Source organism: Streptomyces sp. NPDC088812 (assembly GCF_044750285.1).
In the GTDB taxonomy this organism is placed as follows: domain Bacteria; phylum Actinomycetota; class Actinomycetes; order Streptomycetales; family Streptomycetaceae; genus Streptomyces.
In genome coordinates, this window is record NZ_JBIVJP010000034.1 from 42876 (window position 1) to 58174 (window position 15299).

At 69.7% G+C, this 15299-nt stretch carries 27 protein-coding genes; 4 read left to right on the forward strand and 23 right to left on the reverse strand.

What is annotated here, in order from left to right:
* Positions 1-5: 5 nt before the first annotated feature.
* From ACIP67_RS40340 to ACIP67_RS40395, 12 genes are all read right to left on the reverse strand, one after another.
* The gene (locus tag ACIP67_RS40340) at positions 6-1103 is read right to left on the reverse strand and encodes a head maturation protease, ClpP-related (RefSeq protein WP_401698978.1); all 1098 of its coding nucleotides are present in this window, start codon (positions 1101-1103) and stop codon (positions 6-8) included.
* Entirely contained in the window at positions 1100-2740 is a 1641-nt protein-coding gene (locus ACIP67_RS40345) for a phage portal protein (RefSeq protein WP_401698981.1), read from the reverse strand. The genes ACIP67_RS40340 and ACIP67_RS40345 overlap by 4 nt, the downstream gene beginning before the upstream one ends.
* A gap of 259 nt (positions 2741-2999) precedes the next feature.
* Positions 3000-4313: a phage terminase large subunit gene (locus ACIP67_RS40350; protein WP_401698983.1), complete on the reverse strand. Its 1314-nt coding sequence runs from the start codon at positions 4311-4313 to the stop codon at positions 3000-3002.
* Entirely contained in the window at positions 4310-4804 is a 495-nt protein-coding gene (locus tag ACIP67_RS40355) for a hypothetical protein (RefSeq protein ID WP_401698985.1), read from the reverse strand. Before ACIP67_RS40355 ends, ACIP67_RS40350 begins: the two co-directional genes overlap by 4 nt.
* Before the next feature lie 143 nt (positions 4805-4947).
* Positions 4948-5496 (reverse strand): hypothetical protein, encoded by a 549-nt coding sequence (locus ACIP67_RS40360; RefSeq protein WP_401698988.1) that lies wholly within the window; start codon positions 5494-5496, stop codon positions 4948-4950.
* A gap of 61 nt (positions 5497-5557) precedes the next feature.
* The gene (locus ACIP67_RS40365; RefSeq protein ID WP_401698991.1) at positions 5558-5794 is read right to left on the reverse strand and encodes a hypothetical protein; all 237 of its coding nucleotides are present in this window, start codon (positions 5792-5794) and stop codon (positions 5558-5560) included.
* A gap of 13 nt (positions 5795-5807) precedes the next feature.
* Positions 5808-6287: a hypothetical protein gene (locus tag ACIP67_RS40370; protein ID WP_401698993.1), complete on the reverse strand. Its 480-nt coding sequence runs from the start codon at positions 6285-6287 to the stop codon at positions 5808-5810.
* Between the two features lie 32 nt (positions 6288-6319).
* Positions 6320-6520, reverse strand: coding sequence for a hypothetical protein (locus tag ACIP67_RS40375; RefSeq protein ID WP_401698995.1), 201 nt, complete (start codon positions 6518-6520; stop codon positions 6320-6322).
* 5 nt (positions 6521-6525) lie between these two features.
* The gene (locus tag ACIP67_RS40380; protein WP_401698997.1) at positions 6526-6693 is read right to left on the reverse strand and encodes a hypothetical protein; all 168 of its coding nucleotides are present in this window, start codon (positions 6691-6693) and stop codon (positions 6526-6528) included.
* A 27-nt stretch (positions 6694-6720) separates the two neighbouring features.
* Positions 6721-7014, reverse strand: coding sequence for a hypothetical protein (locus ACIP67_RS40385; protein WP_401699000.1), 294 nt, complete (start codon positions 7012-7014; stop codon positions 6721-6723).
* A complete protein-coding gene (locus ACIP67_RS40390) occupies positions 7008-7319 on the reverse strand; it encodes a hypothetical protein (RefSeq protein ID WP_401699003.1) in 312 nt (103 codons plus the stop codon). Before ACIP67_RS40390 ends, ACIP67_RS40385 begins: the two co-directional genes overlap by 7 nt.
* Positions 7320-7379: 60 nt before the next feature.
* Complete coding sequence (locus ACIP67_RS40395; RefSeq protein WP_401699005.1) at positions 7380-7775, reverse strand: hypothetical protein; 396 nt, start codon at positions 7773-7775, stop codon at positions 7380-7382.
* 121 nt (positions 7776-7896) lie between these two features.
* On the opposite strand from ACIP67_RS40395, the gene ACIP67_RS40400 reads away from it, so the two are divergent.
* Both ACIP67_RS40400 and ACIP67_RS40405 read left to right on the forward strand, forming a co-directional pair.
* Positions 7897-8178 (forward strand): hypothetical protein, encoded by a 282-nt coding sequence (locus ACIP67_RS40400; protein WP_401699007.1) that lies wholly within the window; start codon positions 7897-7899, stop codon positions 8176-8178.
* Positions 8175-8486 (forward strand): hypothetical protein, encoded by a 312-nt coding sequence (locus ACIP67_RS40405; RefSeq protein ID WP_401699010.1) that lies wholly within the window; start codon positions 8175-8177, stop codon positions 8484-8486. Before ACIP67_RS40400 ends, ACIP67_RS40405 begins: the two co-directional genes overlap by 4 nt.
* 591 nt (positions 8487-9077) lie before the next feature.
* On the opposite strand, the gene ACIP67_RS40410 is transcribed toward ACIP67_RS40405, so the two are convergent.
* The 8 genes from ACIP67_RS40410 to ACIP67_RS40445 form a co-directional block, all read right to left on the reverse strand.
* Positions 9078-9674, reverse strand: coding sequence for a hypothetical protein (locus ACIP67_RS40410; protein WP_401699013.1), 597 nt, complete (start codon positions 9672-9674; stop codon positions 9078-9080).
* Positions 9671-10183: a hypothetical protein gene (locus tag ACIP67_RS40415; RefSeq protein WP_401699016.1), complete on the reverse strand. Its 513-nt coding sequence runs from the start codon at positions 10181-10183 to the stop codon at positions 9671-9673. Before ACIP67_RS40415 ends, ACIP67_RS40410 begins: the two co-directional genes overlap by 4 nt.
* Positions 10180-10806 (reverse strand): hypothetical protein, encoded by a 627-nt coding sequence (locus ACIP67_RS40420; RefSeq protein WP_401699018.1) that lies wholly within the window; start codon positions 10804-10806, stop codon positions 10180-10182. The genes ACIP67_RS40415 and ACIP67_RS40420 overlap by 4 nt, the downstream gene beginning before the upstream one ends.
* The gene (locus ACIP67_RS40425; protein ID WP_401699020.1) at positions 10806-11735 is read right to left on the reverse strand and encodes a hypothetical protein; all 930 of its coding nucleotides are present in this window, start codon (positions 11733-11735) and stop codon (positions 10806-10808) included. Before ACIP67_RS40425 ends, ACIP67_RS40420 begins: the two co-directional genes overlap by 1 nt.
* A 72-nt stretch (positions 11736-11807) precedes the next feature.
* Positions 11808-12188: a GIY-YIG nuclease family protein gene (locus ACIP67_RS40430; RefSeq protein ID WP_401699022.1), complete on the reverse strand. Its 381-nt coding sequence runs from the start codon at positions 12186-12188 to the stop codon at positions 11808-11810.
* Positions 12189-12362: 174 nt separating this feature from the next.
* The gene (locus ACIP67_RS40435; RefSeq protein WP_401699025.1) at positions 12363-12563 is read right to left on the reverse strand and encodes a hypothetical protein; all 201 of its coding nucleotides are present in this window, start codon (positions 12561-12563) and stop codon (positions 12363-12365) included.
* Positions 12564-12657: 94 nt separating this feature from the next.
* On the reverse strand, positions 12658-12897 hold the full coding sequence (locus tag ACIP67_RS40440; protein WP_401699027.1) for a hypothetical protein: 240 nt from the start codon (positions 12895-12897) through the stop codon (positions 12658-12660).
* Positions 12894-13049 (reverse strand): hypothetical protein, encoded by a 156-nt coding sequence (locus ACIP67_RS40445; protein ID WP_401699029.1) that lies wholly within the window; start codon positions 13047-13049, stop codon positions 12894-12896. The genes ACIP67_RS40440 and ACIP67_RS40445 overlap by 4 nt, the downstream gene beginning before the upstream one ends.
* A gap of 171 nt (positions 13050-13220) precedes the next feature.
* Here ACIP67_RS40445 and ACIP67_RS40450 point away from each other — a divergent pair, with 171 nt between their 5' ends.
* Positions 13221-13643, forward strand: a complete 423-nt coding sequence (locus ACIP67_RS40450) for a helix-turn-helix transcriptional regulator (protein WP_401699031.1) — start codon at positions 13221-13223, stop codon at positions 13641-13643.
* Positions 13630-14067, forward strand: a complete 438-nt coding sequence (locus tag ACIP67_RS40455) for a DUF6221 family protein (protein ID WP_401699034.1) — start codon at positions 13630-13632, stop codon at positions 14065-14067. The genes ACIP67_RS40450 and ACIP67_RS40455 overlap by 14 nt, the downstream gene beginning before the upstream one ends.
* Positions 14068-14220: 153 nt before the next feature.
* On the opposite strand, the gene ACIP67_RS40460 is transcribed toward ACIP67_RS40455, so the two are convergent.
* The 3 genes from ACIP67_RS40460 to ACIP67_RS40470 all read right to left on the reverse strand — a co-directional run bounded on the left by ACIP67_RS40460 (position 14221) and on the right by ACIP67_RS40470 (position 15299).
* Positions 14221-14406 (reverse strand): hypothetical protein, encoded by a 186-nt coding sequence (locus tag ACIP67_RS40460; RefSeq protein ID WP_401699036.1) that lies wholly within the window; start codon positions 14404-14406, stop codon positions 14221-14223.
* A 302-nt stretch (positions 14407-14708) separates the two neighbouring features.
* Positions 14709-15029, reverse strand: coding sequence for a hypothetical protein (locus ACIP67_RS40465; protein WP_401699039.1), 321 nt, complete (start codon positions 15027-15029; stop codon positions 14709-14711).
* Positions 15030-15083: 54 nt separating this feature from the next.
* Positions 15084-15299 (reverse strand): hypothetical protein, encoded by a 216-nt coding sequence (locus tag ACIP67_RS40470; protein ID WP_401699041.1) that lies wholly within the window; start codon positions 15297-15299, stop codon positions 15084-15086.

A 15299-nucleotide genomic window follows, 5' to 3' on the forward strand; every position in this document is an offset into this window, starting at 1 on the left:
CTCCTTCAGGCTGCCGTCGCCGCGCGGGACGACGTGTCGGGGCCGATGAGATGGATGAGATCCGCGGCCCAGTCGTCCGCGGGGGTGGTGAGGAGGGCGGCGATGTCGGCCGCCCACTCGTCTTCGGGCTCGGCAGCCGGGGCCGCGGGCTCGGGTACGGTCGGGTCGTCGACGTGCGCGTTGGGGTCGGGGGACGGCTCCTCAACAGGCGGTTCAACGGCGGCCGGTTCGGTCAGCCCGCTGTCCTTGATGGCAGTGGGAGTGCCGGCCTTCCTGACCATGGCGCGCAGATCCTCGACCATCTCCTCGGTGAGGGCGGCGCCGATGTTGATGGTCAGCGTTGTCGGTTGCCCCTCCGGCGCGGGCTCCTCACGGCGCGGGCCGACGTACCCGTAGGCGGCCAAGTCGAAGGCGCGAGCCATTGGCGCGTCCTCGTCCTCGTCGGGCTCCGTCGGGGTGCCGGACTTCGGGGCCTGGACGGCTTCGTCGGCGAGGCCGTTCTCGACGGCGTCCTCGGGCAGGTACCAGGTCTCGGCCTTCATGCGCTCGCGCCACTGCTCGCGGGTGCCGCCCGCGCGCTGGGCGTAGGCGTCGGCGATGTTGTCGGAGATGAGGTCGAGGAGTTCGGCCATCTCCTCCATGTCGGAGGCGTTGCCGAGGCAGACTCCGGACGCGTCGTGGATCATCAGCATCGTGTTCGGGGCCATTTCGATCCGGTCCCCCGCCATCGCGATCACGGAGGCGATGGAGGCGGCGATCCCGTCGACCTGCACGACGATGTTCGCGGGGTGGGAGCGCAGCGCGTTGGCGATGGCGATCCCCTCGAACACCGACCCGCCCGGCGAGTTGATCCGCACCCGCAGGTTCGGCGCCGTCACCCCACGCAGGTCAGCGATGAACTGGTCGGCGGTCGCCCCGTACCAGCCGCCGACCTCGTCGTACAGCATCACCTCCGCCTCATCCTGCGAGGCCGCGTTGGTGATGCGATACCAGGTCTTGGCTTCCACACCGTGCTGGGCGCGCAACTTGTCGGCCTGCTCCCGCTGCTTGGTGAGGAAGCCGTTCAGGTTCGCGGGCAGCGTCAGGCCCGGCATCCGGCTCATTCGTCGTCCTTCCGCTTCCGTCGCTTCACCACACGGCAGCGGCACTCGTTGCCGTACTCCGCACCCACGCACTTCACGTAGCCCGAGCCGCCCGGATAGTCCTTGTACGCGGCCGCCCGGTTGCGGTACGTCTGGCCGTCGTTGTCCGCACAAGGGCCGCACGTGTTGTCGTCGATCTCAGCGACGGCCTCCCACCGCATCGCCGCCTCGATCCCGTCGCCGACCAGCCCGGCCACGGCCTCATCCCAGGCATTCGCGGGCCCGGCAGGCTCGTCCTCGACAGGAGCATCGTCCGCAGGGGCAGCAGCGGGCGCAGCCGGTGCCGGAGGCGGGGCGGGGACGTCGAAGCCGAGCATCGGAAGGATCCGGTCCGCGAGCGCGGCCGGCGCCGTCTTCAGGATGTCGATCAGGAGTTCCTTGTCCGGGTCCGCGTCAGGGGATCCGAACGGCACTGCGGGCAGGCCGAACGCCTCGACGACGGCGGGCCCGTAAGCGCCGACCTCGATCAGTGACTTCGCTGCGTTGGCCTTCGCTGTGAGGTCGGCGGCTTCCTGCTCCGGGTCCGCGGGGACGGGGTCGCAGTAGTCGAACTCCAGGCCCTCCGCGGTGCGCCCGAACATCGGCAGGAACTCGAAGTTGAGCGCGGCCTTGATGCGCTCCAGGCGGGGGATGGTCTGCTGCTCCGCGAACCACGCCTTCGCAGCCAGCGCGGAGGCGCGGTTGATGTCCTCGAAGTCGCCGATGGCCGACTTGGATATGCCGTAGGCCTCACGAACCCGGTCCGCAGTCGCACCCCGCAGCTCAACGAACTGCATGTCCCGCTGGGAGATGGTGCGGTCAGCCCACTTGGCGCCGTGCTCGACGATCGCCACCCGGTGGGCGTTGTTGACGCCCTTGTGCTGCTCGTTCCACCGGGCCCGCATCTCGTCGAACTCGCCGTCGGAGAGGTGGACGGGCACTTCGAGGATGCCGCCGGGCTGCGCGCTGTTGACGAAGAAGGCGCGCGCCCACTCGGCGGCATACCGGGAGGTGTCCAGGTCCGGCAGGATCGACAGCACCGGTGACAGGCCGCGGTACGGGTCCAGCGGGTTCGGCCGGCGGAGCTGGATGACCTCGTCGACTTCGAGGGGGATCTGCTCCCCGTCGGGGCTCGTGTAGACGTAGCCCTTCAGGAAGGCGCTCGGGTCGGGTACGGGGGTTATGCGGTCGGGGCGGACGGGCCACATCTCCAGCGGCAACTTGATGCCGGGGACGCGGGCGACGACCCACCAGGATTCGCCGGTGAGGTCGTAGTGCTGCGTGGAGGACTCGACGAACTCCTGCCGCGGCATGAACTTGTTGGGCTTGTTCCACACGTCGAGGGCGGCGTGGGAGGTGACCTCGACGCGGTCTTCGTCACGGCCTGACTTGGCCTTGCGGTACAGCTTCCAGTCCACCAGCGCGGTGGCGTTGCTGGTGCGGTCGACGATCGCGAACAAGGTGCCGACCGCGGACATGGCCCGCATCTGGCTCTCGGCATCACGGCGGGTGCCGAAGAGGCCGCCGGCGTAGGAGGCGGCGCGGGAGGCGAAGGGGACGGGGGTTTGGGTGGCGGTGCGGGTGGCGTTGGTGAGCGCGCCGAGGAGGGTTCTGGCCAACCTGCCCTCCCTTGCTACTCGCGGGTGTCACCGCCGTAGAACCGCCAGTTCAGGACGAGTGCGCCGACACCGAGAGCGGCCACGCCTGCCGCCACGCTGAGGAGCATGGCGGAACCCGACAAGAGAATGATCCCAGTCGTGTCAAGTAGGACCGGCATAGCTCTATTCAGAGACCGTGCCCACCTGCGCAGAGGGACCCTTTTCGCGGACATTGCAGCCTCACTCTCCAACGATCACGACTTGTAGGAATCTGACAGTCTCACAGCCAGCGCACCCGCGGCCGACCCCCCAGATCCCGCGCCGCCACCATGTACCGGCCCGCGTCCATCGAGTGGTCGTTCTCCTTCACCGGCTCCTCCTTCAGCCCACCCGCATTGCCCGGCTTCACCGCCCACACGTAGCCGGCCACCTCCTCCGCCAGACCGATCGGGAGGGACGCCGCGTCCATCTCGGGATCGCGTTCGAGGAGCGCGTCACGGAAGACGTACAGGCGTGTGCGGCCGTCGCCTTGTGTCTTGAGGCGGGACTGAAGGGCTTGGATGCCGTCGCTGACCGACTTGTGGGCAGCCTGTGTGCCCATCCCGAGCCTGCGCTCCAGGGTGGCCCGGTCCTCGGCGTCATGGTCGGTGATGACCGCACGCGGCCGCGGCTGGTCCTTGAGCAGCCGATCGCGGATCACGGTGGCGTGGTCCTCGACGAGCATCCGGGTGCGCACCCACTCGCGGATCAGGTACAGCCGGCCGTCGGGGTCCTCAGCCCACAACTGTGCCACGAAGGGGTTCGTGAAGCCGAAGTCCACGGTGATCCAACGGGTCCACGTGTCGGGCACGTCGAACGGGTCGACGACGTGGACGGGTTCGGACCAGCCCTCGTACACGAGGCCCTCGGCGGCTGCCCAGATCCCTTCGCGGAAGCGGAGGCGGCGGACTCCGGTGAGGGCATCGAGCTTGGCCATGTAGTCGACGCCGCGTTCGGTGAGGGTGCCGTCGGTGTTGACGTAGAGCGGGTTGTCCCGATGCAGCGAGTGGATCATCCGCATGGTGCCTTCGTCGCACCGCTGCTTGATCCAGTGCTTGGGGTGGTCCGGGTTGCAGGCGACGATGATCTGCCGGTAGGTGTCCGAGTTCCCCCGCAGACGGGTGATCAAGGTCTCCAGGGCGGTCAGGCTGATCTGTGTCGCCTCGTCCACGTAGATCCGCGAGAACTCCGTCGACAGGAACTTTTCAGGCCGGTCCAAGCCGCCGACGAGGATCTCAGCGCCGTTCGCGAACTGGTACGCGGGCGGCTTCCGCGGGCTGCCACCGAACCAGCGGACCACGCCCTCGGCGAGCGCGGCCGTCGCGACCTGCTGCTCGAACGTCACCAGCGTCGACCCGGTCAGCGCAGCGTGCGTCTGACGGACGATGAGCGACCGGCAGTCCGGAACCATGAGGCTGGTGTAGAACGCCTTCTGCAGCATGGCGAGACTCTTGCCGGTGCCGGCGGGGCCCGCGATGCATATCTCTTGGTCCTTGGCGGACAGCAGGGTTTTGGCGCCGCCGCGCGGTTCGTACCGCACGACGGTGGTGGTCACACGACGTCCTGCGGGTCGACGCCGATGATCTCGTACTTGACACCGCCGGAGTGTTCGACCTTGGCGGGCTGGTCGGCGCCGAACAGTTTGCGGTAGCTCTCGCGGATCATGCGCATCTCGCGGATCGCGGCGAGCTTCGGCCCGTCGTCGAGGAGGGGCTTACCGTCTTCGTCGAGGACGACGCGGCCGTGGGAGACGACGACGTGGTCTCGCTCCATGACCTCCAGGGCGGACACGAAGAGGTCGTCGAGGTGGCTGGCCTCGGCGGCGATGAGCTCTGCGCCGGCCTCGCGGATGACGGCTTCGCGGCAGCGGTTGATGGCGCGCCAGGCTCCGGCTTTGTTCTGGTAGCCGACGGCGTCTGCGATCTCCTGGTAGGTCATGCGGGGGTTGGCGGCTTTGAGGCGTGCGGCTTCGGCGGCGCGGTCTGCCGTTTCTTGGGTGGGGATGTAGCGGCCGTCTGCGCGTCGGGCGTTCTGGTCGTGGGGCACGGTGTCCGCCCTCCGCTCGGTGGCTGGTGTTCGGGTTCCATGATGATAGGGCGGTTGGTCATCGTGGATGCTGATGAGCGGTGGTGCATGGGTGAGGCCCTCGGTCCCGGTGGCGGGGAACGAGGACCTCGGTAGGTGCGGGGTCAGGCGGGAAATACGTCAGGATGGTCGGCCTTCCACTTCACCCAGTGATCCATCGGTTCGTCGCTGCCGAGGGTGTGGGCGCGGTCCATGACCTGCTCCAGGGACAACGGGCCGCCGCACGACTCGTCCGGGTACCGCTCCCGGTACGAAGGTCCCGGCGGCACGAACGTGTGCCCGTACATCCACGAGCAGCGCCGGTAACCCCAATCGTCGGGGCCGTACTTGATGAACACCGTGGTGTTCCACCCGCTGTCGACGTCAAGCGGCCGACGGTCCATCTTCCGGGCGTACCCCTGGTTCCTGAACCAGTAGCGGCGGTGCTCCAGGAGGAACGAGGCGAGCATCTGCGCCTCGCGGTCGGTCGGCCGCTCGTTGCTGCCGAACGGCGGGCCCTTGAGGTAGTCGGGCCCGTCGGTCACCGGCTTGAGGTACGCGGCGACGTAGTGCCATCCGGGGTTGAAGCTGTTCACAGCCGGGACGCGCAGCTCGGTGAGCGGGTCGTCGCGGTCGGCGTCGGTACCGAAGGGCCAGTGGGCGGTGTCGGCCATGGGGGTTCTCCTTGTGGTGGCGGGGTCGAGCCTACGGCGAAGTCAGGCGGGGCCGGTCGTCTCAGCGATCCTTCGACTGGAACAAAACTGCGGTCACCGCAGCGTCTCGGCCGTTGAACCTGCCGCCAGACATGCTCCGCGCCGTGACGCCTTCGCCGAGGTAGAAGGTGGCCCACCAGCCGTCGTTCGGCTCCTGCCACACCCGGCCGATCAGCTTGCCCGTCTCGCGGTCATAGACGAAGTAGTTTGCGTTGGCCGCCTGCTCCAGACGGACATCCTGAGCGTCATTCGTGACCATGGCGTTCTCCGGTTCAGATCAGGGTCTGCTGCTGGTCGTCGAGGATGAGGTGGAAGTCGGCTTCCGCCATGTCCCGGCCGCGCCATTCCTCCTGCCGGCCGTCCTCGTGTGTGAGGAGGTAGGAGCAGAACTTCAGGATCGGACCGTCGGGAACGTGCCGCGCCTCACTGACCGTCCACGTTCCGTGGGGACTGCTCAGACGTTCCCCGACGTGCAGCTGACGGCCCGGCTGGGTGGGGGAGATCTTCGACCGCTCGTCCTGCACGCTGGAGTCGGCGGCGTGGGCGCGTTCCGCCGCACACTGTTCCATGTGGCGAATGCCTGCCTCGCTGCTGCTGCACTCGCTTCCGTCTGGGCGGCGCAGTGTGTAGAACCAGCGGATGCCCCGCGCGTCCTCGTCCGAGAAAGGCCGCCGAGCCCCCCGCGTCTTGATCTGATCGGGTCTCTCCTGGGCGACGACCGTCAACGGCTCGTCCAGTCGATTCGTTACCACGTGACCGATGGGGTACCGAGGCTCGGGCCAGGTCATCGCGCGTCCTGAGGCTTCGTGGGGATGTACTCGTAGGTCCATCCGCCGTCGGGTTCCTTCTGGTTCAGGTAGGTCAGGTGGGCTTCGATGTCCCGGCGGGGGGTCTGTGAGCAGACGATGCCGGCGTGCCGGCCGTCGGCGGAGAAGATCTCCCAGGTGCCGGGGATGTTCATCCGCAGGCGGGGGAGGTTCAGCATGTGGTTCATCCTGTCGTGGTCGGGCGGAAGGAGGGCGGGTCGGTGCCGTCCAGGCGGGCGCGGATCACACGGAGCGCAGCCCGGCGGGCACCGGCCTCGAACACGGTCCAGCCGCGGCGGCGCAGCCGGGCCTCAGCGAGCAGAGCGCGCTGCTCGGGCGTCGGGACGGGCATCAGAGTCTCCTTGCCGATCAGGGAGTGTCAGAGGGGCGTGCCGTCGCAGTCGCGGTAGCCATCTCCGCTGCGGTGGGTGCCGCAGCACTCCTCGTGTTCGGGTTCCTCGTCGTCGGTGGGGGTGGCCGATCCGGGCCGGACGCAGGACGCGACCACCTCGCCCTCATCGTCGAGGAGTTGGTAGCGGACGGTCCCGAGGCGGGGGTCGTCGCAGTTGAGGCAGCCGCACGGGAACGCCCGGTAGATGCCGTGCAGGGCGGTGAGGGAGCCGTGGTAGCGGACCAGGATGCCGGGCTCCCAGCGGATCACCGGGTTCAGCATGCGGGGGCCTCCTGGGCGGTGAGGGCGCGGGCGGTCTCCCGCAGCAGGGCGGCGTACTCGGTGACGGTGCCGGTGACCGGGGGCAGGACGGAGGCGACCAGGGTCCGGGTCTCGTCGACGGTGGCGTACCGGCGGACGGGCAGGAGGACGGTCTCGCGGGCGTCGCGGAGGACGGTGTCGCGGAGGCCGTCGGTCATGCAGGCCGGCGTCTGGTGGCCGGGGATCCAGCTGTCGCTGGTCTCGTGGGGGTGGAGGAGGGTGGCGGCGAGGGTGAGGATGCGGGCGGCGAGGTCGGTGGCGCTCACGGGGGGCTCCTTGCGGATGGTGCTGCTGGGCGGGGTCGTCTGGTGCGTCGTGGAGTTGGTCTATGCGGCCTCCGAGTACGAGGTGCGGAGGAGGTGCTGGGTGCCCTTGTAGGAGCGGAGGCCGGCGTAGAGGGCCTCGTCGATGGGGCCGTAGACGTGGACGTGGATCCAGCGGCTGGTGGTGCGGTGCTGCGCCCAGACCTTGAGGGCGTCGCCGCCGTGCTGGGCGCGGTAGGCCTTGGCGACGTGCCGGCCGAACCAGGACTGTTTGCCGTCGGGGAGGTTGCCGCCGCCGACGCGGGCGAGGAAGTCGCCGGTGCGGATGAGCTTGCCGGCGTCGACGGCGACGGCGACCGGGCCGGAGAGGGTGCGGTAGGCGAGGGCCTTGGCGGTCTTCGCTGCGGCCGTGAGGTGGCGGTGGGCGAGCGGGCGGCGGGTGCGGTTCGAGCGGATCACGGGTCCCCCTTGGTGCGGTGCTTCCTTGCGATAACTCCAGCATGAGGCCTACATGTAGCCCTGTCAATAGGGCTACACGTAGCTCTTATGGTAGGGCTACGCGTCGTGCCAAAATGGAGGCATGCCGAAGGACTACGACCCGCCCCTAGACGCCGCCAACACGTTCGCCCGCTACAAGGCCCACTACGAGGGCGAGCGCGCACTGAAGCCCGAGATGCTGGAGTTCGCAGACCGCGAGCTGAAGGCCGGCGCGACCGTCGGTCAACTCGCTGCCTGGACCGGGCTCACGCCTGAGGTGTTCCGCCGCCGAGCCCGCGCCCTGGGGGTGGAGCGGAAGAGGCCGCCGACTGTGGGCAAGCTCGCCCCGGAGCGCCCGGTGAGCAGCGAGGAGAACACCCGATGAGCGAACCCCAGTACCGCTACCCGCATCCGCTGAAGCCTCACGACGACATCGTCTTCGTGCAGTGGCACGTGGCCTCCCACACAGAGATGGACACTGGCTCGGTGTCGCCGCTGGCGGCGGAGTCATGGGACGACGCCACATCGGAAGAGCGTGAACGTTGGGTGGAAAAGACGCGCGCCGAGGTCGCAGAAGAGGCCAGCAGGAAGGCTGGGCGTCGCATCGGTGTGGGCGAGGTCAGCTACACAGTGCACCGCGGCGGAGAAAGCTCGGCACGCCCGGACGAGGAGCCCACCCCTCTCGCCCCCTGACGCACGACGGCCCCGCCGCCACGGAGCAGGACGACGGGGCCAACAACCACCCGAACAAGGGTGCCTGTGCGTTGGTCGCGCACCACCAGCATGCCACGCCCACCGCATGACGAAGGCCCCGCCCGGATCGCTCCAGTGCGGGGCCGCTCCACGCCCAAGAATGGGTGAAGCCCCTGCCGACGGGGGGGGGACGAGGCAGGGGCTCCCAGGGGCATCCGCGGCGGTCACCGTCGGCTGCACGCCCAGTCTCCCAGCCCTGTCAAACCGATCACCGGCCCCTCACCGGCCCCAGCAGTTCGACACCAGCAACGCCAGCAGAAACAGGACCGCCCACCACGACCCGGCCGGCAGGCAGCCGCCCCCGCTCGCGTGCACCCGCTCGACCCCGTCCCCGCCAGCCGGGGCGAGCCCGCCGTGCGCGGCGGTCCGGTGCCGCTCCTGCTCGACCTCCGCGTCGGCCCGGCGGGCGTGCGGGTACCGCGACTCGACGGAAGGACGGCTGCCCCGTAGCTGTAGTTGGGCCCGTAGTTCAGCCCGTAGTCGGGGTGTAGTTGCGGTGTAGTTCCGCAGGTCAGAACGGGTGTAGTTCGCTCACGCGGCTTCCTCGGCGACCGGCTCGGGAGAGGGGCTGACGGAGGCGTCCAGGTCGGTCGCGCGGATGCCCACGGTGACCCCCATGCCGCGCACCCGCTGCTGGTCCCGGACGGGGATACCCCAGCGCTCCAGATGGGACCGGAACTCGGTCACCTCCATGCCCTCGAACATGCCGTGCGCCTGGGCGTGCCGGAGGAGGGTGCGGAGGTGCACTCCCTGCCGGTCTCCGATCTGCTGCCGGATCCAGGTGAGGGTGGCGTCCCGGACGTCGCCGCGGGGTGCGCCGGCTGCCCCTTCGGTGAGGGGCTGAGCGGGCTCCTCGACGGCGGGGCGGCCGGCCCGCCAGTCGGCGGCCGCCCATACGGCGCTCATGAGCCACAGCAGGTTGGGGATGGCGCGGACGAGGCGCCACAGCAGGTAGAGGCCGATGCCGAGGGCGGCGAGGCGGGCCCAGCAGCCGAGGACGGAGCGCCAGCCGGTGAGGTCGGTGCGGCGGCCGCGGGCGACCCACGCGGCCACCCGCGCGCCGAGGTGGCGGGCGAGGGCGCCGGAACCGGCGGCGAGACGGCCGGCGGGGTGGCCGAGGCGGCTCACAGGACACCGGCTCCCTCGAACGCGGCCACGACTCCGTCGCCGAGCTCGTTGAGAGCGCCGGGCAGCCAGGCCAGGAGGCCGGCCACGCCTGCGGTGAGGCACAGGGTGCTGCCGACATAGGCGCCGCCGATAATCCGGCGGCGGTCCTTCTTCCCGGCGTCCTTGTAAGCGAGGACGACGATGGTGACGGCGAGGACGACGATGGCCGCGCCGGTGGCCCCGAGGCCGACGAGCTGGCCGGTGGTCAGGGCCTGGGCGGAGGTGGTGCCGGTGGTGGCCTGGCTGGTGCGCTCGCCGACGCCGTTGCCGACGGTGCCGGAGCGGGAGTGTGCCCAGCCGAGGATGCCGCCGGGGCAGGCGGCAGCGCAGATGGCGGCGCAGAAGCCCTTGCCGAACATGGCGAGCTGCTTCATCTCGCGGCCGCCGACCCACCAGGGGTAGAGGTTGCAGGTGAGGATAATCAGGGCGAGGAGCAGTCCGCCCAGGGTGAGCGTGGATGTGGCGGTCACAGGTCGACTCCGGTGAGCATCTGGATCGGGTCCCACCAGTGCAGGACGCCGAGGCCGCCGAGGGCGGCGGTGACGAGGAGGAAGCGGGGAACGGCGCGGCCGGTGCGCCGGTCGAGGGTCCAGGCTGCGCCGAGGGCGACGCTGGCGAGGATGTACGCGGCGCCGACGCTGGCCTCGGTGCGGGCCTGGTGGACGGTGTGGGCCCAGATGCCGACGGGGCTCTGGCCGCCCGCCCACGGGGTGAGCGCGGCGAGGATGGCGCCGCCCATGCGCCAGGTGGCGAGCCGGTCCCACAGGCGGGTCCACAGGGGTCGGGGCTCGGGCTCCGGTTCGGGCAGGACCAGGAGGACCTCGTGGATGTGCCGGACCTCGACGGGGCCGGGGGGCGGCGGGGGTGGGGCGGACGGTGGAGGCGCGGGCGGGGCGTACCAGGGTGGCATCTCTCCGGGCTCGGGCGGCCGGGCGGGAAGCGGGGCGCCGGCGGGGATGATGCGGGTCGGGGTGATGGGGCGCTGGTCGTCGGGCATGGGTGGCTCCTGGTGGCCGAAGGGGCGGGCGCCGAGGCGGTAGAGGTAGTGGCGGGCGCGCAGCTCGTCGCCGTCGGGGGACGGCCGCGCGCCCATCAGCCGGCCCGCCGCTCGTCCTTGATCCGGTTGAAGGTCCGGACGACGGTGGAGCGCGGAACATCGGGGCCGTGGACGTCCCAGACGTAGGACAAGACCTTGTCCTTGTCCTGCATGCCAGAGGACAGGGCTGTCCTGATGGTGTCCGCCACGGTCTGCCCGGGCGGGGCGATGGGGCGCAGGATCGCTTGTGACCTGCTGTCCTTCGCGTCCTGCCTGCTGTCCAGGATGTCTCGGACGGTGTCCTCGTCGGCGTCGATCCCCAGGATGTCGAGCTGGTTGAGGACGTCATCGAGGGACGCGTCCGGGACGGTGTCCAGAGTGGCCCGGACAGCGGCGCGGACAGTGGCGGTGGCGTGTCCCGGCTTGTCTTTGGACGTGTCCCGGGTTCCGGTCTGGACGGGGTCGAGGAGGTCGAGGCGGACACCGACCGCGGCGCGCAGCGTCGCCCAGGAGCGGGTCGGATACATAATCCAGCCGAGGGCGGGGATGTGCGGGAGACGCTCGGCGACAAGGCCCCGGGCGGCGCGCTGCTCGTCGCGGATGTCGCGGCGGTGGAGTTCGAAGAGGAGCTCGACGCCGGCGGAGAGGGAGGCGAAGCCGATGGCGGCGGGGAAGCCGCCGATGTCGTGGCCGTGGTTGTAGTTGAGGAGTCCGGCGACGGAGACGAAGGCGACCAGGGCGAGGCGGGCGAGGCCGGCGGGGGTGCCGCGTTCAACGGCGCGGCGGGCGTAGGTGGCGCAGATGAGTCCGGCTGCGTCGAACATGATGGAGAGGGGCCAGGCGAGCCAGGGGCCCATGCCCCAACGCATGAGCTGTCCGGAGAGCGACCATGCGGCGGCCGCAAGGAGCATGGCGAGGACGAGGGCCCAGGCTGCGCGGGTGGCTTGAGAGAGGCGGCGTCCGTCGGTGGCGGGGCGGGTGGTCACGGTGGCTCCCGTGGTCGTGAAGGAAGGCCGCCCCGCAGGTGGGGCGCGGGGCGGCGGCCGGTGTCAAGCTGGTCAGGTGCTGCGCGGGGCCTTGAACAGGTTCGCGTTGGCGTGCCGGCGCAGGACCATCGCGCGCGCGTGCCAGTCGTTCACTGCATCGACGATGGGGCCCTCGAATGAGAACCATTCGGTGCTGTCGATCCTCAGGTGGGAGAACCTGGCGTGCGTCTCGCTCTCGTGCTGGCGGCCGCCGGGTACGCAGGCGATGACGTTGCGGGGCTTCAGCGCGAGGGCGCGGACGCGGTTGCGGAGGTTGGTCGTCGTGCCGATCTTGACGCGGTTGCCGTTGAGGATGAAGTAGACGACGTCTTCATGGTTGTGGTCCGGGATGTTCAGCGGCCTGTACCCGGTCTCTTCGTCGAAGTCGCCGAGGGCGAAGTCACGGTCGTTCATGGGTGCTCCTCCGGGAGCGGGGTAGGGGACTGGCCTCCCGCGGCCGTGGGGGAACGGAAGCGCGGGAGGCCGGCCGATCAGGGGTGGGTCAGTGGGTGGTCATCCACACGACGGCGAAGACGCCGGACGCGATCGAGGCGAGGATGCCGAGGCCGTACCAGAAGCGTTCGCCCATCACCGACCTCCTCCCTGGCGGTAGCGGCCGCAGCGGCCGTGTTCGGCGGCGCGGTCTGTGTCCTCCCAGGCTTGGCCGGCGCGGTCCGCGGCGCGGGCTCCGCTGGTCTTGGAGCGGAAGAACCGCGCGGCGGGGCCGGTGACCGAGGTGCCGGCGGCGGGGTAGTCGCGGCTGGTCTGCCCGCGGCTGAACCAGCCCATCAGCAGCCTCCTCGGTTGACGAGGGCGAGTGCGATGCAGGTGGTGAGGATGGCGAGCACGGTGAGGGCGCGCATGAGGCCGGGCCGGGGGCGGGTCATTGCGGGCGGCCCAGCGTCTGCATGTGGTCGCGGATCTGCTCGTCGGTGAACCCGTGGGCGTGGGCCGCGTTCTGGTAGCGGTCGTAGTCGACGCGCTCGTCGGCGGTGAGGGGGTTGCCTTGCAGGGTGCGGGTTTCGGCGAGGCCGTGGGCGACGGCGGCCCAGTGGAGTGCGGCGGCCGGGTCGGTGGTGGGGGTGCCGTCGTTGGGCGTGGGGGTGGTCTGCTGCTCGTTCATCGGCCGGCCCCCTGCTGCGGGAAGGGGTGTTCGGCGAGGTGGCGGGTGAGGGCGCGGCCGTTGGCGGCTTGGGCGGGGTGGCGGAGGGTGCCGCAGAGTTGGCAGGTGCGGGGGTCGTGCTTCTGGTGTTGCGGGTCGATACGATCGGCCACGGTCATCTCTCCTGTTAGGGCAGGTGAATGGCTGGCCCGGCAGGGGTTGCGCCCCCTGCCGGGCTGTTCTGTTGGTGCCGTTCCACAGTGACAGAACTTCTGGACATTGTCCAGAAGTTCAGGGAGGATGTAGCCGTGCCCAAGAGCCCTGAACACGAGGGGAGTCCGCGCTTGATCACCATCGGGCAGATCGCGGAGGAGCACGGGGTCAGCCGGTCGTCGGTCCACACGTACCGCCGCAGTGCCACCTTCCCTCAGCCCGTTCCGGCGGAGGGCTCCACAAGAATCCGTTACCGCGCCGACGAAGTGGCCGCATGGTTTGAGGCGAACCCGCCACAACAAGGCCGACGGACCGACCTCGCATCCCAAGATGAAGGAGCGCCCGTGCCAACCACGGAACAGTCTCAGTCCGACGCAGCGGAGGCCATCTGGAGCCTGGCAGATCGTCTGGCTAACGTGCTCGCTTATCAGGTTGGCCTGGCGGTCCAGCAGGTCGGGCTGTCTGAAGAGCAGGGGGAGGAGCTGGCGCGTGCAGTGGTCCGGACTGTGCACGAGGTGGCGGCTGAATGGGAGTCGGCTGATGGAGATCGTTGATTTTCTGCGTGCCCAGCTCGACGAGGACGAACGGATCGCGCGGGCGGCCACGCCCGGACCGTGGTGGGTTGACAGCACGATCAACACCGAGTCGATCAATGCGGGTGACGGCACGACGGTGATCGCGGGAAGCCGTTGGGGCGGAGAGGCGCCCGTGTTCGAGTCGGACGAGGATGCGGCGTTCATCGCTGCGCATGATCCGGAGCGGGTGCTGCGGGAGATCGGCGCAGAGCGGGTGATGATCAACGTGATCGCCCCGGCGCAGGCCGCAGCGCTGGACGCCGAGCATGGGTGCTGCCACGAGGGCGAGGCGATCCTGGCTGGCGAGTGCCCGAACTTTCCGCCGAACGATCTTCCGCTGTTGCGCCTGCTCGCCCAGATGTACGCGGACCGGCCCGGCTACCAGGAGGCGTGGCGGCAATAGCCTGAGCATGTGCTGAGACCCCGTCGCGACCTGGTCGACGGGGTCTCAGCTGTGAGTAGCGCCAGCCGTCGGAGCAGCGTGTACGGCGGCCGGCAGTCTCATGCTCGCACGGGCGTCAAGCCGGGGGTCGGCTGCCAGTGGAGGAGTCGACGTCTACGGCCGCTGTTCTCCCCGGTAGAACGGTGAGTCGCTGCACCCGTGGTTCGTGCAGATGACCTTCTCGACGTCCGGGTTGTCGGGTTCCCGGTAGCCGCGCAGTCCCCAGGTCTTGCATGTGGGGCACGGCTTCTTGGGTCCGGGCGTGGTCTGCTTGATGAATTCGCTGAACGTGAGATCCATCGGATCATCCTGCGGGCGGCCGCTGACGGTGTCGAGACTCCGGACCTTCCCTGATGAGGCGTGGGGGCGTACGGTCGTGGTCACCACAATGGGGGCGCCCATCAGACGGCCCGCCAGTCCTGTCGGGCTGGCGGGCCGTGTGGTGTCTCCGGGGGCCACGACCCGCTCGATGGCGGGAGGGATCCAGTTCCCTGGTTCCGACCTTGTCCCGGCAGACGGTGTGCTGCGCGTCTCGGTGGGCCGACCCTCGATGAGGTCCAGCGGCCACGTCGTCGACGCGCAGCACAGCCAGGATGCCACGGTCATTCGACGGGCAGCCACCGCATGACCGTGACCAGGCGTTCCTCGACTTCGACGGCCTCGACCGTGTTCCCGTACCAGCCGTGGTTGTGGGGCATGCCACCGCCGATCTCGAAGTCCCGAGTGTCGAGTTCGGCTTCGTACTCGACGGCGTAGGTGCGGCCGTTGTCGGCCTCGAAGACGCAGCGGCGTTTCGCGGTGTACTTCAGTACGGCCACCTGCTCGTCGGCGAGGACATGCTCGTCGTAGTCGATGTGGTTGGGGTCATCCGGCGGGACGTTCATCGCGGCGAGTTCGGCGACGGTAAAGCGGCGTGTGGGCATCGTTCATCCTCAGACGTAGCGGCTGGCGGCGGGGTGCGGGTGGCGTATGACGGTTCAGTCCCAGGTGATGCCGTTGTTGGCGAACGCACGGACGATGGCAGGGTCGTCGAGGTAGTCCTGGAGGCTGTCGAGTTCGGTGTCCCAGTCCTCTCGCTGGAGTCCGGCGATCACCTTGGTGAGGGCTTTCTCTTTGATGTCGCCTGTGGCGCCGGCCTCGGTGAGGGCGTCGGCGACGGTGTTGAAGACCAGGTATCCGGATCCCCATCCCAT

Coding starts and splice junctions, on each gene's coding strand:
- ACIP67_RS40465 (WP_401699039.1), bottom strand. CDS start 15,029: ATGCCCACACGCCGCTTTACCGTCGCCGAACTCGCCGCGATGAACGTC.
- ACIP67_RS40360 (WP_401698988.1), bottom strand. CDS start 5,496: ATGGCCGACACCGCCCACTGGCCCTTCGGTACCGACGCCGACCGCGAC.
- ACIP67_RS40400 (WP_401699007.1), top strand. CDS start 7,897: ATGCCGAAGGACTACGACCCGCCCCTAGACGCCGCCAACACGTTCGCC.
- ACIP67_RS40385 (WP_401699000.1), bottom strand. CDS start 7,014: ATGCTGAACCCGGTGATCCGCTGGGAGCCCGGCATCCTGGTCCGCTAC.
- ACIP67_RS40365 (WP_401698991.1), bottom strand. CDS start 5,794: ATGGTCACGAATGACGCTCAGGATGTCCGTCTGGAGCAGGCGGCCAAC.
- ACIP67_RS40460 (WP_401699036.1), bottom strand. CDS start 14,406: ATGGATCTCACGTTCAGCGAATTCATCAAGCAGACCACGCCCGGACCC.
- ACIP67_RS40435 (WP_401699025.1), bottom strand. CDS start 12,563: ATGGGCTGGTTCAGCCGCGGGCAGACCAGCCGCGACTACCCCGCCGCC.
- ACIP67_RS40455 (WP_401699034.1), top strand. CDS start 13,630: ATGGAGATCGTTGATTTTCTGCGTGCCCAGCTCGACGAGGACGAACGG.
- ACIP67_RS40470 (WP_401699041.1), bottom strand. CDS start 15,299: ATGGGATGGGGATCCGGATACCTGGTCTTCAACACCGTCGCCGACGCC.
- ACIP67_RS40380 (WP_401698997.1), bottom strand. CDS start 6,693: ATGCCCGTCCCGACGCCCGAGCAGCGCGCTCTGCTCGCTGAGGCCCGG.
- ACIP67_RS40340 (WP_401698978.1), bottom strand. CDS start 1,103: ATGAGCCGGATGCCGGGCCTGACGCTGCCCGCGAACCTGAACGGCTTC.
- ACIP67_RS40375 (WP_401698995.1), bottom strand. CDS start 6,520: ATGCTGAACCTCCCCCGCCTGCGGATGAACATCCCCGGCACCTGGGAG.
- ACIP67_RS40430 (WP_401699022.1), bottom strand. CDS start 12,188: ATGAACGACCGTGACTTCGCCCTCGGCGACTTCGACGAAGAGACCGGG.
- ACIP67_RS40405 (WP_401699010.1), top strand. CDS start 8,175: ATGAGCGAACCCCAGTACCGCTACCCGCATCCGCTGAAGCCTCACGAC.
- ACIP67_RS40420 (WP_401699018.1), bottom strand. CDS start 10,806: ATGGGCGCGCGGCCGTCCCCCGACGGCGACGAGCTGCGCGCCCGCCAC.
- ACIP67_RS40440 (WP_401699027.1), bottom strand. CDS start 12,897: ATGAACGAGCAGCAGACCACCCCCACGCCCAACGACGGCACCCCCACC.